This is a genomic window from Streptomyces sp. NPDC086519 (assembly GCF_040686075.1).
GTDB lineage: Bacteria > Actinomycetota > Actinomycetes > Streptomycetales > Streptomycetaceae > Streptomyces > Streptomyces shenzhenensis.
Window position 1 is genome coordinate 1 of record NZ_JBFBJL010000006.1, and the last position, 26714, is coordinate 26714.

At 72.2% G+C, this 26714-nt stretch carries 22 protein-coding genes; 10 read left to right on the plus strand and 12 right to left on the minus strand.

Going from position 1 to position 26714, the window contains the following annotated elements:
- Positions 1-330: 330 nt before the first annotated feature.
- Complete coding sequence (thpR, locus tag AB0P24_RS07915) at positions 331-933, minus strand: RNA 2',3'-cyclic phosphodiesterase (RefSeq protein ID WP_365791350.1); 603 nt, start codon at positions 931-933, stop codon at positions 331-333.
- Between the two features lie 60 nt (positions 934-993).
- On the opposite strand from thpR, the gene AB0P24_RS07920 reads away from it, so the two are divergent.
- Positions 994-1527 (plus strand): GNAT family N-acetyltransferase, encoded by a 534-nt coding sequence (locus AB0P24_RS07920; protein ID WP_365791714.1) that lies wholly within the window; start codon positions 994-996, stop codon positions 1525-1527.
- Between the two features lie 115 nt (positions 1528-1642).
- Here the strand turns inward: AB0P24_RS07920 and AB0P24_RS07925 are convergent, their stop codons facing one another.
- Entirely contained in the window at positions 1643-2992 is a 1350-nt protein-coding gene (locus AB0P24_RS07925) for an MFS transporter (protein WP_365791351.1), read from the minus strand.
- Between the two features lie 29 nt (positions 2993-3021).
- Positions 3022-3459: a MarR family transcriptional regulator gene (locus tag AB0P24_RS07930; protein ID WP_181804999.1), complete on the minus strand. Its 438-nt coding sequence runs from the start codon at positions 3457-3459 to the stop codon at positions 3022-3024.
- Positions 3460-3640: 181 nt separating this feature from the next.
- Between AB0P24_RS07930 and AB0P24_RS07935 the strand changes: the two genes are divergently transcribed.
- On the plus strand, positions 3641-3835 hold the full coding sequence (locus tag AB0P24_RS07935) for a BrnA antitoxin family protein (protein WP_234541467.1): 195 nt from the start codon (positions 3641-3643) through the stop codon (positions 3833-3835).
- Between the two features lie 10 nt (positions 3836-3845).
- Here AB0P24_RS07935 and AB0P24_RS07940 read toward each other — a convergent pair whose 3' ends face one another.
- Entirely contained in the window at positions 3846-5297 is a 1452-nt protein-coding gene (locus AB0P24_RS07940) for an NCS2 family permease (RefSeq protein ID WP_365791352.1), read from the minus strand.
- A 112-nt stretch (positions 5298-5409) separates the two neighbouring features.
- On the opposite strand from AB0P24_RS07940, the gene AB0P24_RS07945 reads away from it, so the two are divergent.
- Positions 5410-5664 carry a DUF2530 domain-containing protein gene (locus AB0P24_RS07945; RefSeq protein WP_365791353.1) on the plus strand — a complete coding sequence of 85 codons (255 nt, stop codon included), beginning with the start codon at positions 5410-5412 and terminating at the stop codon, positions 5662-5664.
- Between the two features lie 473 nt (positions 5665-6137).
- Entirely contained in the window at positions 6138-8543 is a 2406-nt protein-coding gene (locus AB0P24_RS07950) for an HAD-IC family P-type ATPase (RefSeq protein ID WP_365791354.1), read from the plus strand.
- A 114-nt stretch (positions 8544-8657) separates the two neighbouring features.
- Here the strand turns inward: AB0P24_RS07950 and AB0P24_RS07955 are convergent, their stop codons facing one another.
- From AB0P24_RS07955 to AB0P24_RS07970, 4 genes are all read right to left on the minus strand, one after another.
- Positions 8658-9443, minus strand: a complete 786-nt coding sequence (locus tag AB0P24_RS07955) for a hypothetical protein (RefSeq protein WP_365791355.1) — start codon at positions 9441-9443, stop codon at positions 8658-8660.
- A 172-nt stretch (positions 9444-9615) separates the two neighbouring features.
- Positions 9616-10539, minus strand: a complete 924-nt coding sequence (locus AB0P24_RS07960; protein ID WP_365791356.1) for a hypothetical protein — start codon at positions 10537-10539, stop codon at positions 9616-9618.
- Between the two features lie 131 nt (positions 10540-10670).
- Positions 10671-13787 carry a molecular chaperone Hsp90 gene (locus tag AB0P24_RS07965; RefSeq protein ID WP_365791357.1) on the minus strand — a complete coding sequence of 1039 codons (3117 nt, stop codon included), beginning with the start codon at positions 13785-13787 and terminating at the stop codon, positions 10671-10673.
- 380 nt (positions 13788-14167) lie between these two features.
- Positions 14168-15094, minus strand: a complete 927-nt coding sequence (locus AB0P24_RS07970) for a DUF3027 domain-containing protein (RefSeq protein WP_365791358.1) — start codon at positions 15092-15094, stop codon at positions 14168-14170.
- A gap of 804 nt (positions 15095-15898) precedes the next feature.
- On the opposite strand from AB0P24_RS07970, the gene AB0P24_RS07975 reads away from it, so the two are divergent.
- The 4 genes from AB0P24_RS07975 (at position 15899) to AB0P24_RS07990 (ending at position 19341) form a co-directional block, all read left to right on the plus strand.
- The gene (locus AB0P24_RS07975; RefSeq protein WP_365791716.1) at positions 15899-17242 is read left to right on the plus strand and encodes an MFS transporter; all 1344 of its coding nucleotides are present in this window, start codon (positions 15899-15901) and stop codon (positions 17240-17242) included.
- A 62-nt stretch (positions 17243-17304) separates the two neighbouring features.
- Positions 17305-17778 (plus strand): DUF2771 domain-containing protein, encoded by a 474-nt coding sequence (locus AB0P24_RS07980; RefSeq protein ID WP_365791359.1) that lies wholly within the window; start codon positions 17305-17307, stop codon positions 17776-17778.
- Positions 17748-18500 (plus strand): futalosine hydrolase, encoded by a 753-nt coding sequence (locus AB0P24_RS07985; RefSeq protein WP_365791360.1) that lies wholly within the window; start codon positions 17748-17750, stop codon positions 18498-18500. Before AB0P24_RS07980 ends, AB0P24_RS07985 begins: the two co-directional genes overlap by 31 nt.
- Positions 18490-19341 carry a 1,4-dihydroxy-6-naphthoate synthase gene (locus tag AB0P24_RS07990; protein ID WP_365791361.1) on the plus strand — a complete coding sequence of 284 codons (852 nt, stop codon included), beginning with the start codon at positions 18490-18492 and terminating at the stop codon, positions 19339-19341. The genes AB0P24_RS07985 and AB0P24_RS07990 overlap by 11 nt, the downstream gene beginning before the upstream one ends.
- A gap of 51 nt (positions 19342-19392) precedes the next feature.
- Here AB0P24_RS07990 and AB0P24_RS07995 read toward each other — a convergent pair whose 3' ends face one another.
- Positions 19393-19776: a cold-shock protein gene (locus AB0P24_RS07995; protein WP_294001296.1), complete on the minus strand. Its 384-nt coding sequence runs from the start codon at positions 19774-19776 to the stop codon at positions 19393-19395.
- A gap of 188 nt (positions 19777-19964) precedes the next feature.
- Here AB0P24_RS07995 and AB0P24_RS08000 point away from each other — a divergent pair, with 188 nt between their 5' ends.
- Positions 19965-20219 carry a hypothetical protein gene (locus AB0P24_RS08000; RefSeq protein WP_365791363.1) on the plus strand — a complete coding sequence of 85 codons (255 nt, stop codon included), beginning with the start codon at positions 19965-19967 and terminating at the stop codon, positions 20217-20219.
- On the opposite strand, the gene AB0P24_RS08005 is transcribed toward AB0P24_RS08000, so the two are convergent.
- The 3 genes from AB0P24_RS08005 to AB0P24_RS08015 form a co-directional block, all read right to left on the minus strand.
- A complete protein-coding gene (locus tag AB0P24_RS08005; RefSeq protein ID WP_365791365.1) occupies positions 20192-20848 on the minus strand; it encodes an HAD family hydrolase in 657 nt (218 codons plus the stop codon). The two genes, AB0P24_RS08000 and AB0P24_RS08005, sit on opposite strands and share 28 nt — an antisense overlap.
- A 404-nt stretch (positions 20849-21252) precedes the next feature.
- A complete protein-coding gene (locus AB0P24_RS08010; RefSeq protein ID WP_365791367.1) occupies positions 21253-22197 on the minus strand; it encodes a hypothetical protein in 945 nt (314 codons plus the stop codon).
- Between the two features lie 70 nt (positions 22198-22267).
- Positions 22268-23893 (minus strand): substrate-binding domain-containing protein, encoded by a 1626-nt coding sequence (locus AB0P24_RS08015; protein ID WP_365791369.1) that lies wholly within the window; start codon positions 23891-23893, stop codon positions 22268-22270.
- A gap of 246 nt (positions 23894-24139) precedes the next feature.
- Here AB0P24_RS08015 and AB0P24_RS08020 point away from each other — a divergent pair, with 246 nt between their 5' ends.
- Positions 24140-26707, plus strand: a complete 2568-nt coding sequence (locus AB0P24_RS08020) for a helicase-associated domain-containing protein (RefSeq protein WP_365791371.1) — start codon at positions 24140-24142, stop codon at positions 26705-26707.
- The last annotated feature ends 7 nt before the right edge of the window (positions 26708-26714 follow it).

The following is a 26714-nucleotide window of genomic DNA, read 5'->3' on the forward strand; positions in this document are numbered from 1 at the left end:
GCCCCCTGGGGGCCCCCCCCCGTTTGGGCCGGGGGGGGGGTCGCCGAGTGGGGGCCCCCCCGGCGCGCGCACGACCAGCCGCCGACGGCCCGCAGCCGACGGCGCACGGCCGGCCGCGGTACCCCAGCCGGCCCTCACCTCATCGCGGAGGCCACGGCAACCACCACGAACAACAACACAAGCGCACCGGCCATGATCCGGTTCCGGGTCTTCGGGTCCACGGCGACGAGCCTAACGGGCCCCCCTCGGGACCTGCCCGGCGGATCCTGCCGCGGCCGCGGGGCGTGGCCACGGCACCGGCACCGGCACCGGCACCGGCACCGGCACCGATCACGAACCGCCGACGTCCTGCGCCCCGGCCCGCGGGGCAGACCCCAGCCCCCAGCGGGCGACCACCTCGTACCGCGGCTGTTCCCCCCGCACCCCGGACACCGGCAGATTGCTGCGCACCAGCGCCAGCTCCTCGACCGTCCAGGTGCGGCTCGTGAACTCCGCGAGCAGCTCGACGTACGGCCCTACCCGCACCGCGTCCCGGCTGCGGGCCACCGTGAGGTGGGCCTTGTAGCGGCGGTGCTCCCCCATCGGCAGGCCCGCCTTCCGGGCCGCCGCCTCCGCGCGGTCGGCCAGCAGGCGGAGGGTGTCCAGGTTGCCGTCGGCACCCGCCCACAGGGCCCTACCGTGCCCGAACTGCCCGCCGCCCGCGACGGACAGTTCGAAGGGCGGGGTGCGGTGGGCGGCACGGGCCAGCCGGTCCGACAGGGCCGGTACGACGTCGTCGTCCACCTCGCCGTAGAACGCGAGCGTGTAGTGCCACCCGGGCCGACCGGTCCAGCGCAGCGCCTCCGCGCCCGGCAACCGCTGCAACCTGTCGACCTCGACGGCGAGTTCGGCGACCACCTCCGACGGGGGCAGCACGGCTGCGAAGAGTCTCATGGGGGCCACCCTGCCAAAAAAACGCTTGCGCGCGGGACGGACGACGGCGTGAATCGCCCCATGGAGAGCGACGGGAAGATCAGGATCCGGGACGGCCGCGCCGACGACATCCCGGTGGTCCTCGGGATGTTCGACAGTGCCGTGGAGTGGCTGGTGTCGCAGGGGCGGACCAGACAGTGGGGGACTACACCCTGGTCGGAGAACCCCAGGGCGGTGGAGATGATCACCCGGTACTTCACCGGGGGCAGCCCGTACATCGCCGAGTACGACGGGATCCCGGCCGCCACCCTCACCCTCACCGACTCGCCCGGCCCCTACATCGCGCCCGTCGACGAGCCCGAGCGGTACATCCACATCCTGGCCTCGGACCGCCGGTTCAAGGGCACCGGCGTGGGCGCCGCGCTGCTGGTCCACGCGGCCGCGGAGACCAGCCGGGCCGGGATCTCGCTGCTGCGGGTCGACTGCTACGCGGGCGACGACCGCAAGCTGGTCGCGTTCTACGAGCGCAACGGCTTCACCCCGGCCGAGTCCTTCACCGCCGACGTGCCCGGCGACGACAGCTGGCCGGGACAGGTACTGGCCCGGAGGCTGTAGCCGCGGTGGCGGCCGGCTGTAGCCGTGGTAGCGGCCGTGGTGGCCGCCTCCGGGCCGGTCGCGGCCCGGTAGCGGCCCGCCTCTCCGGGCCGGTCGCCGTGCGCCTGTGCGTGTCTCACGCGGCCGGTGCGAGCTGTTCCTGCTGTTCTCTCGGGACGAAACGGACGTGGGGGTGGCCGCCGTGCCAGCCGACCGTCAGGCGGAGGTTGCCGACCCGGGCCAGGACCAGGCCGATGACGACGGCCGCGGCCGCGGCGATCGTGCCGCCGACGGCGAGGCCCGCGCGGACGCCGTACACGTCCGTGATCCAGCCGGCGATGGGCGCGCCGATGGGTGAGCCGCCCATGAAGACCATCATGTACAGGGCCATCACCCGCCCCCGCATGGCCGGGTCGGTGCCCATCTGGACGGTGGTGTTGGCGGTGACGTTGACGGTCATGCCGAACATGCCGAGGGGCACCATGAGGAGCGAGAACAGCCAGAGGGAGGGGGCGGTCGCGGCCACCAGCTCCAGGCCGCCGAAGGCGACCGCCGCCGCGAGCATCACCCGCAGCTTGGCGGTGCCGCGCCGGGCCGCGAGCAGGGCGCCGGCCAGGGAGCCGGCCGCCATCAGGGTGTTGAAGAGGCTGTAGGAGCCGGCGCCGGCGTGGAAGACGTCGTCCGCGAAGGCGGAGAGGTAGACGGGGAAGTTGAAGCCGAAGGTGCCGATGAACCCGATCAGGATGATGGTCCAGGTCAGGTCCGGGCGCCCGGCGACATAGCGCAGGCCCTCCCGCAGCTGGCCCTTGGCTCTCGGCGCGCGCTCGACGACGTGCAGCTCACGCGCGCGCATCAGCACCAGGCCGACGAGGGGGGCGACGAAGGACAGGCCGTTGAAGAGGAACGCCCAGCCCGTACCCACTCCGGTGATCATGAGGCCGGCGACGGCCGGGCCGACCAGGCGGGCGGACTGGAAGTTCGCGGAGTTCAGGCTGACCGCGTTCTGTAGCTGGTCCGGGCCGACCATCTCGGAGACGAAGGACTGGCGGGCCGGGTTGTCGACGACCGTGGCGAGGCCGACGGCGAAGGCGGCGAGGTAGACGTGCCAGACCTGGACATGGCCGGAGAGGGTCAGCAGCGCCAGCGCGATGCCGGTCAGGGCCATCGAGGTCTGGGTGACCAGGAGGGCGCGCCGCTTGTTCAGGCGGTCGACCAGGACGCCGCCGTAGAGGCCGAAGAGCAGCATCGGCAGGAACTGGAGGGCGGTGGTGACGCCGACGGCGGTCGCGGAGCCGGTGAGGCTGAGGACCAGCCAGTCCTGCGCGATGCGCTGCATCCAGGTGCCTATGTTCGAGACGACCTGGCCGGCGAAGAACAGCCGGTAGTTCCTGACCCTCAGCGAGCTGAACATCGAGGACCTGCGGGCTGCGGGGGTAGTAGGGGCGGTCGGTGCGGGGGCGGAAGGTGTTCCGGGTCCCGTACTCAAAAGGATTCGCCTCTTCCTTCTATCGGGTCTTACAGGTGTGCGAGCTTCTCCAGCACGGGGGCGGCGGCGCGGAGTTTCGCCCACTCGTCCTCGTCGAGGCCGTCGACCAGGCCGGCCAGGAACGCGTTGCGCTTGCGGCGGCTCTCCTCGAGCATCGCCTCGGCCTGTTCGGTCCTGGTGACGACTTTCTGGCGCCGGTCCTCGGGGTGCGGCTCCAGCCGGACCAGTCCCTTGGCCTCCAGCAGCGCCACGATGCGGGTCATCGAGGGCGGCTGGACGTGCTCCTTGCGGGCCAGCTCACCGGGGGTGGCCTGGCCGCAGTTGGAGAGGGTGCCCAGCACCGACATCTCGGTGGGGCTCAGTGACTCGTCGACCCGCTGGTGCTTGAGCCGTCGCGAGAGTCGCATCACGGCGGAGCGGAGGGCGTTCACGGCGGCCGCGTCGTCGCCATGGGTAAGGTCCGGCATGTTCTTTAGAGTAACTCATTACCCTGCCTAAAGACCACCCGGGCGCGCCGACATGTCCGTGACCTCGGCCACTGAATCGGGAGGCCTGGGGGCACCCCCAGAAAACATCGCGTCACCCTTACGAGTGAGCCGGATCCGGAAAGTGACGCATGGGGCGCGCGGATGTGGCGCCCTCGTATCCATGGGGACCAGTGTGTTCAGTCTGCGGATAGACAAGGAGCTGCTCGACCGGCTCCGGTGCCATGCGGCCAAAAGAGGAATGAGCGTCCAGGACTACGTGGTCCGGACGCTCATTCGGGACGATTTCGACCAGCGGTTCTCGGCCGCCGTCGAGGAGACGGAGAGGTTCTACGGCGACCAGGTCAAGGTCACCTGACCCCGGCAGGTCAGGTGAGACCCAGGGCCGGCATCAGGTAGTAGAAGGCGAACACCGCCGAGACCACGTACATCGCGACCGGGACGTCCTTGGCCCGGCCGACGGCCAGGCGCATCAGCACGAAGGTGATGAAGCCCATGCCGATGCCGTTCGTGATCGAGTAGGTGAACGGCATCATCACCATGGTCACGAAGGCCGGGATCGCGAGGGTGTGGTCGGCCCAGTCGATCTCCTTGATCGACCCGGCCAGGATCAGGAAACCGACCGCGAACAGCGCCGGGGTGGCCGCCTGGGACGGGACCATCGTCGCGACGGGGGTGAGGAACAGCGCCACGGCGAACAGCCCGCCGGTGACGACGTTGGCGAAACCGGTGCGCGCGCCCTCGCCGACGCCCGCAGTCGACTCGACGAAGCAGGTGGTGGCGGAGGAGGAGCTGGCACCGCCGACCGCGACCGCGACACCGTCGATGAACAGGACCTTGTTGATGCCCGGCATGTAGCCCTGGGCGTCGGTCAGCTTGGCCTCGTCGCTGACGCCCATGATCGTGCCCATGGCGTCGAAGAAGCAGGACAGCAGGACCGTGAAGACGAAGAGGATGCCGGTCAGCACGCCGACCTTGCCGAAGCCGCCGAAGAGGCTGACCTTGCCGAGCAGACCGAAGTCCGGGGTGGAGACCGGGTTGCCGGGCCACGTCGGAACGGTCAGGCCCCAGGTGGTCACATGCGTGACGGCGTTGACGACCAGCGCGAGCACGGTCATCGCGACGATCGAGATCAGGATCGCGCCGGAGACCTTGCGGACGATCAGCGCGAGGGTGAGCAGCACGCCGAGCACGAAGACGAGCACCGGCCAGCCGTTGAGGTGACCGTCGGCGCCGAGCTGGAGCGGGACGGTGGTCTGGGCGACGTCCGGGATACGGGTGACGAAGCCGGAGTCCACCAGACCGATCAGCATGATGAACAGGCCGATACCGATCGAGATCGCCTTGCGCAGGCTGTAGGGGACGGCGTTCATCACGCGCTCGCGCAGACCGCTGGCGACCAGCAGCATCACGACGATGCCGGCCAGCACCACCATGCCCATGGCGTCCGGCCAGGACATCCGGGGCGCCAGCTGGAGCGCGACGACGGAGTTCACGCCGAGGCCGGCGGCCAGCGCGATCGGGACGTTGCCGATGACGCCCATGAGCAGCGTGGTGAAGGCCGCGGTGATGACCGTGGCGGTGACCAGCTGACCGTGGTCGAGCTGGTGGCCGTACATGTCCTTCGCGCTGCCGAGAATGATCGGGTTCAGCACGATGATGTACGCCATCGCGAAGAACGTGGCGAAGCCGCCGCGTACCTCGCGGGCGAGGGTGCTGCCCCGCTCGGAGATCTTGAAGTAACGGTCCAGCGCGCCGTACGCGGGGGTCGCACCCGGCTGTTCGGGAGCGGGGGTCTGCAAGGAAGCCGGGGTCGACATTGGATATTCCTACGATAAGAAACGGCCAGAGACAAACGGTTTCAGTATGAACATATGATGCCTAGATCGCTATCTCCGCGCGTAGACCACTGGGGTGCGTATGCTGAGCGCCATGGCGAAGTGGACTCCCCGGCACGAGGCACCGGAGCCCCTTGAGGGCCCTGTCGTCCCGACGATCATCGGCGGCACGATCATCTGGTTCGTCCTCTTCCTGGCCCAGCTCCCCTTCTACGGCTGGTACGCCGACCACGGCCACACCTGGTGGATCTGGACCTGCCTGGCCGGCGGCGGCCTCGGCCTGATCGGCGTGTACTACGTGAAGCGCCGGGACGCAGCGATCAAGGCGCTTCGCGCGGCGACCGAGTAGGAGCCACCCCGAGACACCCTCGTCCGCCCCCACGCCGACCTGAACGCCCTCGTCCTCAAACGCCGGACGGGCTGGAGGGGGGACACAAACCGACCTCCGCCCTCAACACCGGGCCGACCGGACGAGGGCACCAAACCGGCTGAACGGGCGGCGAACCGCCCCCACCCCAACACCAGCCAGACTGCACGACGGCAAACCAACCCCCCACCCCCAACCACCGAACCGGCTGGACGACGGCAGACCAACCTCCCCCCTCAACGCCAGACGAGTTGGACGGGAGGCGGACCGGGCTTCGTTCTCGGACGCCGGGTGGGCTGGAGCATGTGGTCCGGCTTTTCAGGGGACCGAGTCGGGCGGGTGGGTGGGCAAAGGTGTCTGCGGCTACAACCTGCGCACGACTTCGGTCCTCCCCTGGTCGGATCTTCCGCCCACTCGGCAGGTGAACGCGTAAATCCGCACGTACCGTCGAATGCATGCAGCACATCGACGCGGGCGCCGAGCTCGACCCCGTCCATCCCGTACCGCTGCCGGTGCCGGTGCCGGTGCGGTCGACCGGTCTGACCGCCGCCGAGGTCGCGGAGCGGGTCGCGCGCGGCGAGGTGAACGACGTACCCGTCCGCAGCAGCCGCTCCCTCGGCGAGATCGTGCGCGCGAACGTCTTCACCCGGTTCAACGCGATCATCGGCGTGCTGTGGCTGATCATGCTGGTCGTGGCGCCGATCCAGGACAGCCTGTTCGGCTTCGTGATCCTCGCCAACACGGGTATCGGCATCGTGCAGGAGTGGCGGGCGAAGAAGACCCTGGACTCGCTCGCGGTGATCGGTGAGGCGCGGCCGACGGTGCGCCGGGACGGGGCCGCCGTCGAAGTGAGTACGAGCGAGATCGTGCTCGGTGATCTGATAGAGATCGGTCCGGGCGACAAGATCCCCGTGGACGGGCAGTGTGCCGAGGCCGACGGGCTGGAGATCGACGAGTCGCTGCTCACCGGTGAGGCCGACCCGGTCGTCAAGCGCGCCGGCGACCACGTGATGTCGGGCTCCTTCGTGGTGGCCGGCGGTGGCGCCTTCGCGGCGACCAAGGTCGGCCGGGAGGCCTACGCGGCCCAGCTCGCCGAGGAGGCCTCCCGCTTCACGCTGGTCCACTCCGAGCTGCGCACCGGCATCTCGACCATCCTGAAGTACGTGACCTGGATGATGGTCCCGGCCGCGGTCGGCCTGGTCGCCACCCAGCTGCTCGTGAAGAACAACGGCCTCAAGGACGCCGTCGCCCGCACGGTCGGCGGCATCGTCCCGATGGTCCCCGAGGGCCTGGTCCTGCTCACCTCCGTCGCCTTCGCGATCGGCGTGATCCGGCTGGGCCGCCAGCAGTGCCTGGTCCAGGAACTCCCCGCGATCGAGGGCCTCGCCCGCATCGACACCGTCTGCCTCGACAAGACCGGCACCCTCACCGAGGGCGGCATGGACGTCACCGAGCTGCGGGCGCTGAACGGGGCCGACGAGACGTACATACGCAAGGTGCTGGGCTCGCTCGGCGAGTCCGACCCGCGCCCCAACGCCTCCCTCCAGGCGATCATCGACGCCTACCCGGACAGCGAGGACTGGCGGTGCGTGGAGTCGCTGCCCTTCTCCTCCGCCCGCAAGTACAGCGGGGCGACCTTCAGCGAGGGCGACGGGGAGCTGAGCACCTGGCTGCTGGGGGCGCCGGACGTGCTCCTCGGCGCCGACGACCCGGCACTGGCCGAAACCGTACGCCTCAACGAGCAGGGTCTGCGGGTGCTGCTGCTCGCCCGCGCCGCCCGGGACCTCGACGATCCGGAGGTGGCACGGGGTGCGGGCGCCACCGCGCTGGTGGTCCTGGAGCAACGGCTCCGCCCGGACGCCGCCGACACTCTGCGCTACTTCGCCGACCAGGACGTCCGCGCGAAGGTCATCTCCGGCGACAACGCGGTGTCGGTCGGCGCCGTGGCCGCGAAACTCGGCCTCAGCGGTACGGCGGTGGACGCGCGGAGGCTGCCCGCCGAGCCGGCCGGGATGGCCGAGGCCCTCGACGCGGGCACCGTCTTCGGACGGGTCTCCCCGCGCCAGAAGCGGGACATGGTGGGAGCGTTGCAGTCGCGCGGGCACACGGTCGCGATGACCGGCGACGGCGTCAACGACGTACTCGCCCTGAAGGACGCCGACATCGGCGTCTCGATGGGCTCGGGCTCGGAGGCGACCAGGGCGGTCGCCCAGATCGTCCTGCTCAACAACAGCTTCGCCACGCTGCCCTCGGTGGTGGCCGAGGGGCGGCGGGTGATCGGCAACATCACCCGGGTCGCCACGCTGTTCCTGGTCAAGACGGTGTACTCGGTGCTGCTCGCGCTGCTCGTGGTCTGCTGGCAGGTCGAGTACCCCTTCCTGCCGAGGCACCTGACCCTGCTCTCCACCCTGACCATCGGCATCCCGGCCTTCTTCCTCGCCCTGGCACCGAACAAGGAACGGGCACACCCGCACTTCGTCCGCCAGGTGATGCGGTACTCGATCCCGGGCGGCCTGGTGGCCGGTGCGGCGACCTTCCTGACGTACCTGATCGCCCGGCACTACTACACGGGGGCCGGCGCCCTGGACGCCGAGACCAGTGCCGCGACCCTGACGCTGTTCCTGATCTCGCTGTGGGTGCTGGCGATCATCGCCCGCCCGTACACGTGGTGGCGGGTCGCGCTGGTGGCCGCGATGGGCCTGGCCTTCGTGTTCGTACTCGCCGTACCCGCGTTGCAGGGTTTCTTCGCGTTGAAGCTGGCGGGGACGGTGATGCCGTGGACCGCCGTCGGCGTGGCCGCGGCGGGGTCGGCCGTGCTGGAGCTTCTCTGGAAGTGGGTGGAGCGGAGGTATCCGGTGTGATGCGGTGGCGGGGAACCGCGCGGGCCCGTGGAAGTCGATCGCGCCCGCGCGGCGAAGCCGCACATCGGATACAGCCCCGCGCCCCTTACGGGGCGCTGCCCCTAAGGGCGCTGTCTACTGCACGTCGACGTAGTCGCCCGTGGCGTTGACCGCCGGGCTCGTCGAGGTACCCGCGAAGGAGTAGCGGTAGTAGCCGTCGACCGACGCCGTGGTCGTGGTCTTCAGGGCGCCCGTGGAGGACGACTTGATGGTCTTCAGCGTGGTGTAGGTGCTGGAGCCCTTCTTGCGGAACTGGAGCTTGACCGACTGGCTGCTGTAGGCGCCGTACTTGTGGGTGTTCCAGTTGGCGCGGGTCAGGGAGCCGGTGACCGTGATGGTCTTGCCCTTCTTGACCGGCTCGGGGGTGGCGTCGGCCGTCAGCTTCGTGGCACGCAGGACCTTGGTGGTGCCCAGGCCGCCGACCCACTTGACGTTGCTGTTCTTGTCGGCGGCGACAGCGCCGACCGACCAGGAGCCCGCCTCGGAGTTGATCAGGTCAGAGTCCCCGCCGACCGTGAAGACGAGGGCGGCCTTGCAGTTGAGGACGGTCGAGGACGCGGCGGTGCAGGTGCCCGGCTCGTCGCTGACGAAGAGGTCGCTCGGCGACGTCACGGAGGTGCCGCGGTAGATGGCCGGACCGGTGGCGAAGTCGCTCGCGGACAGGCTCGCCGGGTGCGTCACGGTGTAGGTGACCGAGAAAGACGCCTTGGTCGTGCCGACGACCATGCTGCTGCCCTTGTTGACCTTCATGTTGGAGAAGGTGACGTTCGGCGAGCTGCCGGCGGCGTGCGCGGCCGGGGCGACGAACGCGGAGAGGGCCAGGGCGCCGGAGACGGCGGCCACGGTGGCACGAATGCGCATGGATTCCCCAGTGGGAACAGTGGGCGCGAGGCCCAAGTGATCTAGGGAGTCTGTTGACTCAAGTGATCAGATCCACGAGGGGTGACAAGGGTTGTAAGAGCGAGACGTAATCCGGTCACATTTTGACTTCTTTGCGAACGGATTACGTCTCCGTGGGATTACTCCCGGGCCGCTACTTCACGTCGACGTAGTCACCCGTGGCGTTGACCGCCGGGGTCGTGGAGGTGCCGGCGAAGGAGAAGCGGTAGTAGCCGTCCACCGTCGCCTTGGTGGTCGTCTTCAGCGTGCCGGTCGAGGACGTCTTGATGCCCTTGACGTTGGTGTAGGTGCTGGTGCCCTTCTTGCGGAACTGCAGCACCACGGACTGGCCCGCGTAGCCGTGGTACTGGTTGTCCTCCCAGTTGGCCCGGGACAGCTTGCCGGTGACCGTGACGGTCTGGCCCTTCTTCACCGGCTCCGGGGCGGCGTTGACCGTCAGCTTGGACAGGCGCTGGACCTGGGTGCTGCCGAGGGCGCCCTGGTCGGCGTACCCGACCTTGGTGATGTCGAAGCTGCTGCTGGTCGGGTCCTGGCCGTTGTACGCGACGGCCAGCGCACCGGCGTGCCAGAGACCGGCGTCGGAGTTGAACAGCTCCCCGTCGGCCGGGTAGATGTCGATGTTCCCCTTGCAGCTGGCGGTGGTCGCCGAGGTGACCGTGCACTTCGCCGGGTCGTCACCGATCAGGAAGTTGGTCTCGTCGGTGTAGGAGCCCTTGTAGATGTAGGCGCCCGAGAAGAAGTCGGCGGCGGTGATGTCCACGTCGGCGCCGTGCGTCAGCGTGTAGGTGACCGACGTCGCGACGTGGGCGGTCGTACCGACCTTGACCGCCTTGGCGATCTTGACGTTGGAGAAGGTGACGTCCATGGCGTACGGAGCGTCGTCGGCCGCGGTCGCGGCGGTGTAAGCGGTCTTGCCCGACGCCGAGTGAGCGGCCTCGAAGAGCTTCGTCGCCTCGGCGCCGAAGGACGGGCCGCCGGCGGCGTGCGCGGCCGGCATCGCGAAGGCGGAGAGAGCCAGGGCGCCGGAGACGGCGGCCACGGTGGCGCGAATACGCATGCGTTCCCCTGCATGGAAGTGATCGGGGAGTCTGGATGACTCCCCCGATCAGACCCCCGCCTGCGAACAAAGGTTGTACGAAATTCAGGAGTTGTGTGCAGAACCTGTCTCGGGTCCGTGTGGACGGCGGCTCAGTCGAACCAGCGGTCCCGCGCCAGTTCCTCCGTCCGGGACGGGTCCTCCAGGAGGGCCGCCACCTCGAAGCGGCGCGGCCACTGGCCGGCCGCCCAGGCCAGGCCGGCCGCCACGCCCTCCAGGGTCGCGGCGTGCAGGACGCCGTCGCCGGTGAGGCGCCAGTCGATCTCGACGCCGTCCACCACCAGCTCCTCGTGCTCGACATACGTCCGCGGGGTGCGCGGGCCGAGCAGGACGTGCACCGGCTCGGGGACGTCGTGCTCCGTGCCCTCCGAGTCGACCGAACCCGTCACCGACTCGCTCAGCCGCCGCACCTGGAACAGTTCGGCCAGCTCTGCGGCCCGGGACGGCCGTACGGGCAGGAGGGGAACGCCGGACGTGAAGGGCAGCAGGTCCGGCGAGTCGACGACCACCGCGTCCGCCGCATCCACGACCTCCACCCGGCCGTCGACGACGGCACGCAACTCGTCCGGCAGGGTGACCTGTTCGGGGTCCAGGTCGGCCAGCGCTCCGTAGAGAGCGTGCAGTTGGCCGGAAGTGACGGGCCGGTCCGGGTCGGCGAGGCGGTCGAGGAGTTCGGCGGCGCCGCCCGGCTCGTCCAGGAGAGCGGCCACCGAGGTCCGTACGCCCAGCGCCCGCAGCACCTGCTCGTCCTCGAAGCCGGTCGCGTCGGTCTCCTCGTAGAGGCCGCGCAGCAGCGGGTCGCCGCCGGCGGCCAGCAGGCCGGCGGGGCGGCGGCCGTCGAGGACCGGGTGGCCGCGCAGCCACCACGCGGTGTACGGCCGTACCACCTCGTGCGTGCCGTCGGGCAGCAGGACGCGGACCGGCTGGGTGAGGGCGTCGCGCAGCGGCGGCTGGGCGAGCAGGGCGAGGGCCTCGGGCCAGTGGTCCTCGTCGACGAGGTCGAGGTCGCGGACGGCGATCAGCTCGGTGGCGACCGGGGGGACGGGGGTGTCCGGGAAGCGGTCGAGGATGTCCTCGCACCAGACGTCCACGGCGTCCAGCAGGCCCGCGTCGTCGGGTTCCGCGAAGTCGCCCTCGCGGGGCTCCAGTTCGTCCGGGTCCAGGACGACGTCGGTGGCGCGGACGAGCGCGAAGTTCGCGAGGACCCCGCAGGCGGCGAGCGGGCCCTCGCCCCACTTCTCGGCCAACTCGGCCTCCACCGCGGCCAGTTCGTCCTCCCTGATCACCCGGGCGAACGGGCTGCCGGGGAAGACCAGTTCACCGGCCGGGGCCAACTCGCCGTCCTCGTCGGGGAGGGCCAGCGCGCCCAGCCAGGGCTCGTCACCCGGATCCAGCCCGGCATCCCGGACCAGCGCGAGCACGGTGTCCGCCAACTCCTCGGCGTCCAGGGCGTCTTCTTCCCAGAGCGCACCTCCCTCGTCGTCGATGGAGGCGGCCACGGCGGCTCGTACCTGCGGGGTGGTGAGGACCGCGCGGGGGCTCGCGGGCAGGGCGCCGAGCTTCTCCAGGAGCGGGTGGGCGGCGTCCTGGTGGGCGACCTTGAGGCCGAGCCGGGCGAGCACCTCGGGGTCGATCGCGGTCGCGTCCGGGGTGGGAAGGAGAACCTGCCGGGGGCCGATGGTGGTCCTGCCGTCCGCGAGCGGCACCGGCAGGCCGGAGAGCCGGTCCGGGTCGACGCCCGCGAGGCTGTCGTAGAGCCGCCACCACCAGTCCGGGTCCTTCTCCAGACCGGCCAGGCGGTCGACGGCGTCGGCGAGCGGCAGCCGGGCGACGGACAGCGTGCGCAGCTCGACGCGGCGTTCGAGTCCGGCGGGCAGGAGCGTCGGCAGCACCTCGGCGAGGACCCGGACCGTCTCCGCGCCCGCCCCCTCCACGATCTCGGCGTCGCGCGGCCGCAGCGCCTCGGGAAGGTCGCTGTCATCACCGGGCTCGACGGCGGGCGGCAGGAACGCGGTGCGCGGCAGCCGCTCCAGGATCGCCTGGCGCAGCGCGCCGTCCAGCTCGCCCTTGCCGAGCGGGCCGGGCACCAGGTGGATGATCCCCTCCCCCACCGGCCGCCAGTCGGCGAGGAGTTCGGTATACGCGTCGGCCGCGCGCTGCACCAGGAAGTCGGTGAGCGGGCCGGGGGCGGCGTGCCGGCGGGTGGTGTCGAGCGGGAAGGAGGCGATGAGCAGGGCGGGCACGCCGAGGGGCTCGTCGCTGGGGGTGGGGGCGTGCAGGACGGCGGCGGTGCGCGGCCGGTCGGGGGCGCCCTGGCCGTCCGTGGGCACGGCCCAGGTCAGCGACCAGTACGGCCGCAGCCGCTCCTCGACCGGCCGGCCGGCCAGCAGGTCGGGGGTGAGCGGGCCGTGCGCGGAGACGGTACGCCAGCGGGTCGTGCCCTCCCGGGAGTCCTCCACGACGGTGAGCGCGCCGTCGGTGCGGCGGCGCAGGGTGCGCACGGTGTCCTTCTCGACGATGACTTCTTCCAGGCCCGGGAGGGCGAGGAGCAGGGCGTCGTCCACGGCGTCGAGGAGGCGCTCGGCGAGATCGGCGGCGGCGGTGTCCCGGAGCGGCAGGATCACGACCGTGTCGTACGGGTCCGGGGCGGTGCCCTCGGCGGCGAACGGGAGCCGGAGCAGGGGGACATGGCCGTCCCGCCGGCGGATCTCGTCCCCCAGCCCCGGGCTGTGCCGGGCGGTGTCCTCGGCCAGTTGCCGGGCCTCGGCGAGGGACCAGCGGACCCCGCCGTGCCGCCCCACGACCGCCGGTTCGTCCGTCACGGCCAGCACGGCGGCGAACCCGACACCGAACCGCCCCACCGCCCCCTCACCGTCCCCCCGCTTCGCCGAGGCGCGCAGGGTGGAGAGGGACTCGACGCCGACCGCGTCCAGCGGGGCGCCGGTGTTGGCGGCGAACAGGACGCCGTCGCGGAGGGTGAGGCGGAGCCGCCCGGGGACACCGGCCCGCGCCGCCGCGTCGGCCGCGTTCTGCGCGAGCTCCACGACGAGCCGGTCCCGGTAACCGCCGAGGACCAGGTCCTCCTCGGCGTTGGCGTCCTCACGGAAACGGGCGGGGCTGGTCGCCCAGGCGTCCAGAACGCCCCGCCGGAGACGGGCGGTCCCGAACGGGTCGGCACCCTCGGCTGCGGGCCGCACGAACTTGCTCACGTTCACTCTCCAAGTCGACGTGAGGACGAAGGTACCGCGCGCCGGGGCTCCACCCGGCCGCCCACCCGACTCGGCCGTCCGAGAAACGCCCGCCCCGGCCTCCGGCACCACACCGGCAGCCCTGGACGCCCCCGCCCAGGACCGAACGCCGAGCCGCCCTGACGTCCGGACCACCCTCCCGGACGGCCTCGGCACCGAACCCCGGCTGGCTGTCGGCCCGGCCTCCCGCCCTACCTTGGCGATCGGAATCGGGCTCTGTCGGCGCGTTGGGGGCTGGGGGGGGGTGCGTCTCCTCGACAGCGGTTTTCGGCACCATCACGACGGACGACCTGCCGCTCTACACGGACCAGAGCGGCACGCCGTCCGAAGGCTGAGGCCCGCTACGAGTGGCCGAGTTCCGCCGACGTCTCGTCCTCCGTCACCGGCACCGAGCCGGAGTCGGCGGCGGGGCGGAGGGGGAAGGGGTCGACTCTGGTCTCGTCGACGACCGGCGGGGCCGGCTGGGGCGTCTTCGGCATGACCGCGGCCTCCGAGTGGCCGCCGCAGCCGTAGGAGAGGGAGACGACCCGGCCGTCGGCCGGCGAGAACTCGTTGGCGCAGACGCCGAAGGCCTGGCCGAGGGAGCCGCCGATGGGGGTGAGGAAGCCGCAGCTCACGCAGGTCGCGGGGGCCGCCTGGGCCATGGGGGTCTTGGCGCCGAACGCCTCCTCCCAGCGGTCCGCGGCGATGTGCAGGCCGTAGCGGGACAGCACCCGGGCGCGGCGCATGCCGAGTTCCTCGGCGATCGAGGCGATCGTGCCGCGGGAGGGGACCGTCGGCAGGTGCGCGGGCGTGCCCGCGGTGACCTCGGCGTCCTCCGCCTCCGCCAACTCCTCCATCTCCTGCGAGATCGGGGAGTTCGGCTCCGGCTCGTCCTCGCCGGTGTAGCCGGGCTCCAGGCGGAGGTCCTCGGCCTCGGTGGGCAGCAGGTCGCCGGGGCCCATGTCGCCGGGGCGCAGCCGCTCGCTCCACGGCACCCACTCGGGGGCGAGGAGGGCGTCGGGGCCGGGGAGGAGGACCACCTCGTCGAGGGTGACGACCTTGGCGCGGGAGGCGCGGGCCACCGTCACCGCCCAGCGCCAGCCGCGGTACCCCAGCTCCTTGCACTCGAAGAAGTGCGTGACCACGCGATCGCCCTCGGCCACCACTCCGGTGTGCTCGCCGACCACCCCGGGCGCGGCGGCCTCCTCGGCGGCTCCACGGGCGAGGTCGACGGCCTCGGCGCACAGGCGGTCAGGGGTGCGGCTTCGCGTTGTCGCTGCGCTCACAGGTATCGCTTCTCTCCTACGCCGTCTCACGAGTGCGGTTGCCTCCGGCGGTGGGGCGGACGGAGCGGACCTGTGGGCCGCATCGACGTCCGCGTCCGATCGCGCTCGGGCGTACCTATGCCATCCATTCTGCGTTATGGCTGAGATAGGCACGCTACCCCGTCGCCGGTGGTGGGGGACAGTCCGGCGTGGCTCCGCGGAGGGGGAGGGCCGACGGGGGCGGGGCGGCGGGGCGTTCTGGGGTGCGGGTGGGGGTGCGGGTGGGGGTGTGGGGCGGAGCTATGGCGGGGCCGTGAAGCGGGTGCGGGTGGGGGTGCGTTGTGGAGTGCGGGTGGGGTGTGTTCTGGGGCGGTAGCGGGGCTGTGGGGCGGGTGCGGTGGGGTGTGTTCTGGGGCGGTGGCGGGCTGTGGAGCGGGTGCGGGTGGGTGGGGGCTGGGCGCGCCCACGCGGCGGAGCCGCACATCGACTCAGCCCCGCGCCCCTTACCGGGCGCTGCCCTGCCGTGTCTCCCATAGCCGCGGGCAGTCGTGCCTCCCCCAGTGCCTCAAGGGCCTGGGAGGTGCCCCCAGGGCGATGGGGGTCCCCCCGCGCGAGCGAAGCCGAGCGTGGGGGAGGGTGGGCGCGGGCGGCACCCGGCAAGCGCCGGCAAGCGTCCCCACCCCCCGGCCCCCACCCCACGGCGCCCCTCACGACTCGCTTGGTCACAAAGTGCACCAGGAACAGCGCTCTCAGGGCACTATGAAGCACGTGGCAACCGCGAAGTCACCCCAACGTGCCGTCGGGGTCGGTAGCGGTGCGGGCCGGGTGCGCGGTGCCGTCCGCTCGGTCGGGCGTGCCCTGCACCTCCCGGTGACCGGCACCGCCCGCGGCATCCGCAAGGCCACCCACGCGCACGGCGCCGGCGAGTCCGGGCTGGGGAAACTGATCGAACTGCACGCGGTCAACGGCGCGGGTGACGTGATGATCACCGTCGCGCTCGCCTCGACCGTGTTCTTCTCCGTGCCCACCGACGAGGCCCGCGGCCGCGTCGCGCTCTACCTCGCCATCACCATGGCGCCCTTCACCGTCCTCGCCCCGGTCATCGGCCCCCTCCTCGACCGGCTCCCGCACGGCCGCCGGGCCGCGATGGCCGGTGCCATGCTCGCCCGGGCGCTGCTCGCGCTGATCATCTCGGGCGCGGTGGCCAGCGGCAGCCTGGAGCTGTATCCGGCCGCGCTCGGGGTGCTGGTCGCGTCGAAGGCGTACGGCGTGGTGCGCAGTGCCGTCGTACCCAGACTGCTCCCGCCCCGGTTCTCGCTGGTGAAGGCGAATTCGCGGGTCACCCTCGCCGGTCTGCTCGCCACCGGCGTCGCCGCCCCGATCGGGGCCGGGCTGCACGCCCTCGGCGACCCCTGGCCGCTCTACGGCGCCTTCGTCATCTTCGTGGCGGGAACCTTCCTCTCCTTCTCGCTCCCTCCCAAGGTCGACTCGGCCAAGGGCGAGGACGTGGCGCTGCTCGCCGCCGACGAGGAGCATCTGCACGGGCCGTACCGCAAGGGGACGAAGCGGCCGGGGCTGCGCACGGTCGGCCCCGCCGTCACCCACGCCCTCGGCGCCAACGCCGCCCTGCGCTGCCTCTCCGGGTTCCTGATCTTCTTCCTGGCGTTCCTGCTCCGCGAGCACCCGCTGACCGGCGAGAGCGCGGCGGTGTCGCTCGGGATAGTGGGGGTGTCGGCGGGTGTCGGCAACGCGCTCGGTACGGCGGTGGGGGCGTGGCTGCGCTCCCGGGCGCCGGAGATCATCATCGTGACGGTGGTGGCCGTGGTGCTGGGTACGGCGATCGTCGCGGCGCTGTTCTTCGGGGCCTTCCTGGTGGCGGTGCTGGCGGCGGTGGCCGGTTTCGGGCAGGCGCTGGCCAAGCTGTCCCTGGACGCGCTGATCCAGCGGGACGTGCCGGAGACGGTGCGCAGCTCGGCGTTCGCGCGCTCGGAGACCCTGCTCCAGATGGCCTGGGTGTTCGGCGGCGCGGTGGGCATCGTGATGCCGCTGAACGGCACCCTGGGCCTGGTGGTGGCCGCCGCGATCGTGGCGGCCGGCTGGCTGGCCACCCTGCGCGGTCTGCTCAGCTCCGCCCGGCACGGCACCCGCCCCCACCCGCGAGTGGCGTAACGAACGGGGCACGCCGTACCCCACGTGGGGAGACGGCCCGGAGCGCCCGATAGCCTTCGGCCATGACCACGCTGCAATCCCGCTCGCGACGCCGCCGCGTCGTCGCCGCCGCCGGCGCCGTTTCCGCCGGACTGCTCGTCCTGTCGGCCTGTGACAAGCCGACGCCGATCGCCACGATCACCGTCGGCACGAACTCGGTCAACTCCGAGGCCACCTGCTACAACGACGGCAAGACCCTGGACACGGCCTCCCTCACGAAGTGCCTGAAGGACACCGGGATCAAGTCGATCAAGGTGGACCCGGACGAAACGGTCCGCTTCGGCGTCGACCCGAAGATCGCGGACAACGGCTGGACGATCCTGATGAACGGTCAGGCGCTCACGGACTCCAGCACCAAGACCTACCGCACCATCCCGGGCAGCGTGTTCTTCAACGCCCAGTACGGCGCCTCCGGCAACTCGACCCTGGTCTCCATCAAGGAGGGCGACAAGTCGGTGCTGGGCCTGTGGTCCTTCAAGCTCAAGAAGGACGCCTGACCACGTCCGCCGCGCGCGTCCTGGTAGCCACCGCGGTCCCGGCCGAACGGGACGCGGTGGCCCGGGCGTTCACGGACGTCACGACGGAGGTACGGCTGCCGGGCTCGCCCCCGCTGCTGCGCACCGCCGGGGGGTACGACCTCCTCGCCGCCGGGGTCGGACCGGCCCTGGCCGCCGCCGGCACCGCGACCGCCCTCACCGCCGCCGCCCTCGACGGCCGCCCCTACACGCTGGTCGTCTCCGCCGGGATCGCCGGCGGTTTCCAGCCGGAGGCCCCCGTCGGCTCGCTGGTCGTCGCCGACGAGATCACCGTGGCCGACCTGGGCGCCGAGACGGCCGACGGGTTTCTGCCGGTCACCGAACTGGGCTTCGGGACCGTCAGCCACCATCCGCCAAATTCACTCGTACGAGTGATAGCGCAGGCCACCGGAGCTCACCCCGGAGCGGTACTCACCGTCTCCACGGTGACCGGAACCGCCGCCCGCGCGGCCGAGTTGCGGGCCCGCCACCCGCGCGCCCTCGCCGAGGCCATGGAGGGCTTCGGCGTCGCCGAGGCGGCCACCGCGCACGGCGTGCCCGTGCTGGAGCTGCGCGCGGTCTCCAACCCCGTCGGCCCCCGCGACCGTGCCGCCTGGCGCATCGGCGACGCCCTGAACGCCCTGACCGAGGCCTTCGGGAAGCTCGCGCCCGTCCTGGAGAGTTGGAGTCAGCATGACCAGTGAGCCCCTGCACATCGCGTACTCGCCCTGCCCGAACGACACCTTCGTCTTCGACGCCCTCGCACACGGCCGGATCCCGGGCGCGCCCGCGCTCGACGTGGCCTTCGCGGACATCGACATCACCAATGGCATGGCCGAGCGCGGCGAGTCGGACGCGCTGAAGGTGTCGTACGCCGTGCTGCCCTACGTCCTCGACGAGTACGCGCTGCTGCCCTGCGGGGGCGCGCTGGGCCGGGGCTGCGGGCCCCTGGTGCTGACCCGGGAGGCGGGGACGGACCTCACCGGCCGTACCGTCGCCGTGCCGAGCGAGAAGTCGACGGCCTACCTGCTGTTCCGTCTCTGGGCCGCGGACACGCTCCCGGACGGTGGCGTGGGCGAGATCGTGGTCATGCCGTTCCACGAGATCATGCCGGCCGTGCGGGACGGGAAGGTCGACGCCGGGCTCGTGATCCACGAGGCGCGCTTCACCTACCAGAACTACGGCCTGCACAAGCTCGCGGACATGGGCGAGCACTGGGAGAACACGACGGGCCTGCCGATCCCGCTGGGCGCGATCATCGCCAAGCGGTCGCTGGGTGCCGAGACGCTCACCCGCCTCGCCGACGCGATCCGTGCCTCCGTCCACGCGGCCTGGGACGATCCCGAGGTCTCCCGGCCGTATGTGATGGCGCACGCCCAGGAGATGGACCCCGCGGTCGCCGACCAGCACATCGGGCTGTACGTCAACGAGTTCACCTCGGAACTCGGCGAGGAAGGTTACGCGGCGGTCCGCGGACTGCTCACGCGCGCGGCGGCCGAGGGACTTGTCCCGCCCCTCGGCCCGCACGCACTGGATTTCCCGTAAAAAAACTCACGGGACTTACCCGCTTCCGAGACGCATATGCCTCTTACCCGGCTACACGTCCAGCTGGTCCGCGACCGCGCGCAGCAGCCCGGCGATCTTCGCGCCGGCGACCTTGTCCGGGTATCGGCCGCGCTCCAGCATCGGCGTGATGTTTTCGAGCAGGGTCGTCAGGTCCTGCACGATCGAGGCCAGCTCGTCCGGCTTCTTGCGCTGGGCGGCGGCGACCGACGGGGTGGGGTCGAGCAGGACCACGGACAGCGCCTGGTCACCGCGTTGACCGGCGACGACGCCGAACTCCACGCGCTGGCCCGGCTTGAGTGCGTCGACCCCGTCGGGGAGAACCGAGGAATGGACGAAGACGTCACCGCCGTCGTCGCGGGAGAGAAAGCCGAAGCCCTTCTCGCTGTTGAACCACTTGACCTTGCCGGTAGGCACGTCTGTCCTCGTCCTCGTATCTCGTCGGAAACTGCTCTGGAAACTTCTGAATGCAACAGCTCTGGAACGGCTCTTGATAGCACTCGGGCGGGTCGACCATGACCCGCCGGTACCAAGGCTAATGGTCTTCGGGCGCGTGACAAGACGTCGCCCGGTTGTTCCTTCGGGCAAGGAACTACCCTGGTCGAGTGCGTGACAAAACCCAAGCGAATTCCGCCGGGCCCGGTGACCGACTGGTCCGCGCCGGTGCCGTGGTCTTCTTCATCGGTGCGGTGGCCACACTCGTCACCGTGATACCGCTGTTCCTCGGCTCGCGGCCTTTTCCGACCTACATGTACCTGCTGAGCATGCTCATGGGCGTCGGCTTCCTGGTCGCGGCCGCCGGAGTACTCCAGTCGGTCGCGGCCGGACGCCGTCAGGCGCGGGAGGCGTCCTCCCGGTAGCCGCCCTCGTAGCCGCCCTCGCGGTAGCCGGCCAGCCACGCGGGCAGCTCGGTGAGGTCGGCGAGCACCACGTCGGCGCCGGCCGCGCGCAGCTCCTCGGCGGCGCAGGGTCCGGTGGCCACCGCCACCGACAGGGCTCCCGCCCTGCGCGCCCCGCGGACGTCTCCGACGTGGTCGCCGACGTACGCGCCCGCGGCGTGCTCGCGCAGCGCCACCGCCTTCTGCTCGGCCCACAGGTCGCCGACGACGGCGTCCGGGACCATGCCGAGGTGGCTGAGGTGCAGCACCGCGTTGGGCTCGTACTTCGCGGTGACCACCACGCTCTTCCCGCCGGCGTCCCGCACGGCCGCGATCGCCTCCCGCGCACCCGGCATGGCCGGCGTCGCCGCGATGGCGATCTCCGGGTACATGGCCCGGTACAGATCACTCACCTCCGCGATCCGCTCGGCCGGAAACCAGTGGACCAGCTCCTCGGCGAGCGGCGGCCCCAGCCGGGTGATCGCCAGATCGGCATCGATGTACGTCCCGGTCCGCTCGGCGAGCGCCAGGTAGGTGGCGTGGATGCCGGGACGGGAGTCGATGAGCGTCATGTCGAGATCGAAGCCGACGGTAAGGGGGCGAGGAGTCATAGGGGCCATTGTGCAGGGCGGGGGCGGCCATGGGTGGGGGCCGAGTTTGGGGGCACTGGGCCTGGGGCCGGGGGGTGGGGACGCTTGCCGGCGCTTGCCGGCTGCCGCCCGCGCCCACCCGTGCCGCCCCAGCGGCACGACTGCCCGCGGCTGAATACCTGCGCCACTGCCCACAGCTGAATAGCTGCCCCACTGCCCACAGCTGAGCAGCCGCCCCACCATCCGCAGCTGAGCAGCCGCCCCATCATCCGCAGCTGAATAGCTGCCCCACTGCCTGCGGCTATATGAGACACGGCTGGGCAGCGCGCCCCTCAGGGGCGCGGGGAACTGCGCGACCAGCCCCCACCTCCCCGCAGCCGCCCGACAACCGGCCGCCCCACCCCCTACCGCGCCCGGCGCTCCCCCTACCGCGTCCTCTGGGACCGCCACGCCACATAGACGGCCGAGGCCAGCGCCGCGCCCCGTACCACCCACGGCCACGTCTCCCCCACCGCACCGCTCATCTGCCCCTGGGCGATCGGGTCGCCCCACCGCCCGGCGCTCCGCCCCCACAGCCACACCAGCCCGGCCGCCACGGACAGCCCCGGTACCCACATCACCGCCAGCTTCGTCTCCATCGGCGTGAGCCGGCGGGACCCGTAGGCGATGGCCCAGCCGACGACGAGCGCGAACCAGTAGCCGAGCACCGCGCCCACGACGAGCGCGCCGGCGGCGAGCAGGAGGAGCGGGTTGCTCCAGCCGGTGGCGGGGCGGGGAACGACGCGGATCCGGCGTCGTCCGGACGGCGCGGCCTCCGCCACCACAGGAGCCACCGCCTCCGCCGCCGCGCCCGGCGCGCCCGCCGCGCCGGGCTCGTCCGCCGGCTCCGTCTTCCGCAGTCGCGGCCTGCTCAGCAGTTCGGGAATCTCCACCCCGCCGACGAACCCCGGCACCTCGTCCCCGTCCCCGTCCCCGAACGGGCTGCGGTCCACCCGCCACCAGTCCGGCGGCGGCCCCGAACCGTCCGGCTCGGCGGGCCGCGGCCCCGGCACGACGCGGCGCAGGTCCTCGGCCGGCGCCGCCGGCCCCGCGTCCCGCTGGGCGGGGACCCCGGGCGGCGGCGGCTTGGGCGCGCTGCCCGCCGTACCGCCCGCCGCCTCGACGACCTCGTCGGGCGTGCCCAGCCGGTCCAGGATGCGCCGTACCGCGGCAGGGCTGTCGACGGTCGACTTCGCCCGGTGCCGGTCGATCTCGTTGCGCAGCCCGGAGACCAGCCGCATCCGCTCGGCCGACGACAACTGGCGCTGGTGCGCGATGTCCCCGACGCGGCTCAGATACTCGTAGACGACCTGGTCGCTCTCGATACCCACGAAGTCCCCTCCGGGGCCGGTACGTTGCGTTGGATACCCCCGTCGGAACGACGGTAGCGCAGGCCACGGCTCAGGTCGGCCGGCACTCCAGCGGGTAGCGGGTCTCGGAGCAGGGCCGGTTGCCGTACTCGCGCAGGATGTCCTTGCCGCCCTGGTCGGTGAGATAGCGCAGGAAGGCGGCGGCGATGGAGCCGGCGGGCGGCTCGCCGTACGTGTAGGCGTACTCGGTCTGCCAGTACGGGTACGTGCCCTGCTCGACGCCTTCGAGGGTGGGGGGCATGCCGCCGATGCGCAGTTCGACGAGGTTGCCGGCGGGCACGCTGCTGACCTCGCTGTAGCCGAGGCCGCCGCGGTCGGCGCTCACGGCGTCCAGGAGGCTGTCGGTGGTGGTGACCTCGCAGACGCCGTACTTGCCGGTCTCCAGGGCCGCGCAGTCGTTGACGTCGGCCTCCGGTACCGACCTGCCCGCCAGGACCCGCTGTTCGAGGGCGTTGCGGGTGCCGGAACCGCGGTGGCGGTTGACGAGGTGGAGGGGGACGTCGTGGCCGCCCACCTGGGACCAGTTCCCGACCTTCCCGGCGTAGATGTCGCGGACCTGCTGGAGGGAGAGGTTGCGGACGCCCGCGTCCTCGTTCACGACGAGGGTGAACAGGGAGTAGACCACCGGCCGGGGCAGCAGCTGGGCGTGGTCGCCCTCGGCCGGGCCGTCGGTGAAGGTGATGTGGTCGCCGAGCCCCGCGTCGCCCTTGATCCCGGCGGACTTGCCCGCCTGCTGGAGCGTGGTGAGGCCGTCGGTGCTGCTCTGGAAGGTGCCGTCGTCGACGGGGATGTCCGCCCCCTTGGCCTCGCACAGCTTCGTGTACTGCCTGGCCGCCGCCGTCACCGCGGGCGCGAACGCGGTCGAGCCCGACAGGTGCAGCGTGCCGCCGACGCAGTCCAGCGGGGCGGGCTTGGCGGGGAAGAACAGGGTGAGGCTCGCCTGGACGAGGACCGCCGCCGCCAGCAGGGCCAGACCGCCCACCGCCGGTCTGGAGGCGAAGGTGTGGCTCTCGGTGTGGGCCAGCTTGAGGCGGGCCAGCCAGCGGACCCAGGCGAAGGAGTGGTCCATGCCCCCGGTCACCGCGGCCTGGAACTCCGGCGCCGGGAAGGGCGCGTGCGCGCTGCCGCCCCGGCGCTCCAGCACCGCCAGGATCTTGTAGTGGGCGCCGGGGTTCAGTGTCACCTTGGGCAGCCGGATGACGCCGAAGCCGTCCTCCCAGTCCTTCCCGAAACCGTCGGTCTCCTGGGTCCGGCCGTCGCGGGTGGTGACGAAGAAGTGCCGGAGGGTGGGCTGGCTGAGTTCGGTCACCGCCATGCCGACGACACGGCGGTCCCGGAACAGCACACGGATGCCGGTCTTGTCGTCGGGCGGGGTCAGGTAGTCCCCGGAGACGATCTCCCGCCAGCCGGCGTTCTCGATCCGCACCAGCACGAACGAGGGCTCCACCAGCTCGTGGCCGTCGTCCCGCATCCGCGCCAGCACGTCGGCGCTCGGCGCGTGCGCGGTGTCCGTCGCCAGGGTGTCCATCTGGAGGCGGTACCCGAGCCGTTTGCGGCGGATGACGACGAACTCCCAGAAGAACGCCAGCACCGGGATCATGACACTGAAGATCGCGACGATGTTGTTGAAGTTGAGTTCGACGCCGAGCGTTCTCACGACCGTATCCCCCGGATCCCCCGAATCGCCTTGCCCCACCGCGTTGTTGACATCGCACGGTGGCCAGGGAGCCCAGGGTGACGAGTGGGTGCCCGGCGTTGCCAGAGCTGCCGCGATCCGCCCGCTGAAGTTCATTCGTCGGCCATCTGCGCAACGTGCTGTTCTCCCGCCGGCCGCCCCTCACACAGAAACAGCCGCGGGACAGGTGATCCCGGTGTCCGCCCCGCACCCGCTACCGTGGGTCGGATGAGCAACCCGGCCACCCCGCCGCGTTCCCTCGCGGAGGCGCTTCGGGCCAGGGACGACGCATCCCTGGCCGTACTGCTGCGTGCCCGCCCCGACCTCATCACCCCCGTCCCCACCGACCTCACCCAGCTGGCCACCCGGGCCGGCACCCGGGCCTCGGTGCTGCGCGCCCTGGAACGCCTGGACCGCTTCGCCCTGGATACCGCGGAGGCGCTGGCGGTGGCCGGCGACCCGGCGTCGTACCGGGAGCTGCTGGGTCTGATGGCCGGTGACGGCGGGGACCCGGTCGTCGCCGCGGCGCTGCCGCGTGCCGTCGCCGCGCTCCGGGACCAGGCGCTGGTGTGGGGCGACGACGACCGGCTGCGACTGGTGCGGACCGCGCGCGAGGTGCTCGCCCCGTCCCTGCAGCACCCGTCGCCGACCGGGCTGGGCCCGACCGCGCGGGAGGCCACCTCGGGGATGTCGCCGGGCCGGATCCAGGAGATTCTGGCCGCCGCCGGGCTGCCCTCCACGCACGACTCGGTGTCCGCGGTGGACGCGCTCACCAAGCTGTTCGGCCACCGGAAGAAGATGGCGAAGCTGCTCGCCGCCGCGCCCGCCGAGTCCCGCGAGGTCCTCTCCCGGCTGGTATGGGGGCCGCCGTACGGCCAGATCACCCCCGAACCGGCCGCCCACCTGCGCTGGCTCCTGGACCGCGGCCTGCTGCTGCCGACCGCGCCCGGCACCGTGGTGCTGCCCCGCGAGGTCGCCCTGCACCTGCGCGAGGGCCGGGCGCACCGCGAACCGCAGCCCACGCCGCCCGCCGTCGAGCCGGCTGCCACCCACCGTCCACAGGTTGTGGACGCGACCGCGGCCGGGCAGGCGTACACCGCGCTCGCGACCGTCGAGGAGCTGCTGAAGGACTGGGACGAGGGCGGTCCCACGGTGCTGCGGGCCGGCGGCCTGAGCGTCCGTGACCTCAAGCGGACGGCCGTCGCCCTGGACGTGTCCGAGCCGATCGCCGCCTTCTGGGTCGAGCTGGCGTACGCGGCCGGACTGCTCGCCTCCGACGGCGAGGCCGACGAACGCTACGCGGCCACCCCCGCCTACGACGAGTGGCTGGACCGCCCGCCCGCCGAACGCTGGACCCGGCTGGCGGAGGCCTGGCTGACCGCGACCCGCACCTGCGGCCTGGTCGGCGGCCGCGACGCCAAGGACCGCGCCCTGTCGGCGCTGGGCCCCGGCCTCGACCGCTCCGCCGCGCCCGAGGTACGGCACCGGGTGCTGACCCTTCTCGCCGGGCTCCCGGAGGGCACCGCCCCGGTCGCCGACTCGGTGCTGGCCCGGCTGCGCTGGGAACGCCCGCTGCGCGGCCCCCGGCAGCAGGACGACGACCTGCGCGGCCGGCTGGCCCGCTGGACGCTGTCGGAGGCCGAGCTGCTGGGCGTGACGGGACGCGGCGCGCTGTCGGCCCACGGCCGCGCCCTCCTCGGCGCACCGCCCGCGCCCGCGACCGCGCCCCCGACCACTGCCTCAGCCCCCGCCTCGGCCGAGTCCGCCGGCCCCGGCGACAAGCTCCCCGTGCACCACCACCATCCGGCCGCCGCCGCCCCAGTCACCCCCGCACCCCTCTCGCCGCCCGAGCAGGCCGTCGCCGCCGCGGCCGCCGCCCGGCTGCTCGCCCCGCTGCTCCCCGAGCCCCTCGACCACGTGCTGCTCCAGGCCGACCTGACGGCGGTCGCCCCGGGCCCGCTGCGCCGCCCGCTCGCCGACGCGCTGGGCGTCCTCGCCGACGTCGAGTCGAAGGGCGGCGCCACGGTCTACCGCTTCACGCCCGGCTCCGTACGCCGTGCCCTGGACGCCGGCCAGACCGCCGCCGACCTGCACGCCTTCCTCGCCGGCCACTCCCGCACCCCGGTACCGCAGCCGCTCACGTACCTGATCGACGACGTGGCCCGCAGGCACGGCCATCTGCGGGTGGGCGCGGCCTCGGCGTACGTCCGCTGCGACGACGACACCGTCCTGAACGAGATCATGGCCGACAAGCGGGCCTCGGGTCTGCGCCTGCGCCGCCTGGCCCCGACGGTGCTCGCCACCCAGGCCGACCCGGCCGCCCTCCTGGACGGTCTGCGCGCAATGGGCTTCGCGCCCGCCGCCGAGTCCGCCGAGGGCGACGTCCTGATCACCCGCGCCCACGCCCACCGCACCCCGCCGCGCACGGCCCCCGAGCCGGTCCCGGACGGCCCGCCGCCACCGGACGTCACCCTCCTCGCGGCCGCGATCCGCGCGATCCGCGCCGGTGACCTCGCCGCCACCACCCCCCGCAAGTCCACCGGCACCGCCGTCAAGGGCGGCGAACTCCCCCGCACCACCCCCGCCGAGACCCTCGCCACCATGCAGGCCGCCGTCCTCACCGGCGACACCGTCTGGATCGGCTACGTCAACGCCGAGGGCACCGCCACCCAGCGCGTCATCGCCCCGATCCGCGTCGAAGGCGGCTTCGTCACGGCATACGACCACACGGCCGACGAGGTACGCACCTACCCCCTCCACCGCGTAACGGGCGTCGCCGAACTCGCGGAGGACTGAACCCCCC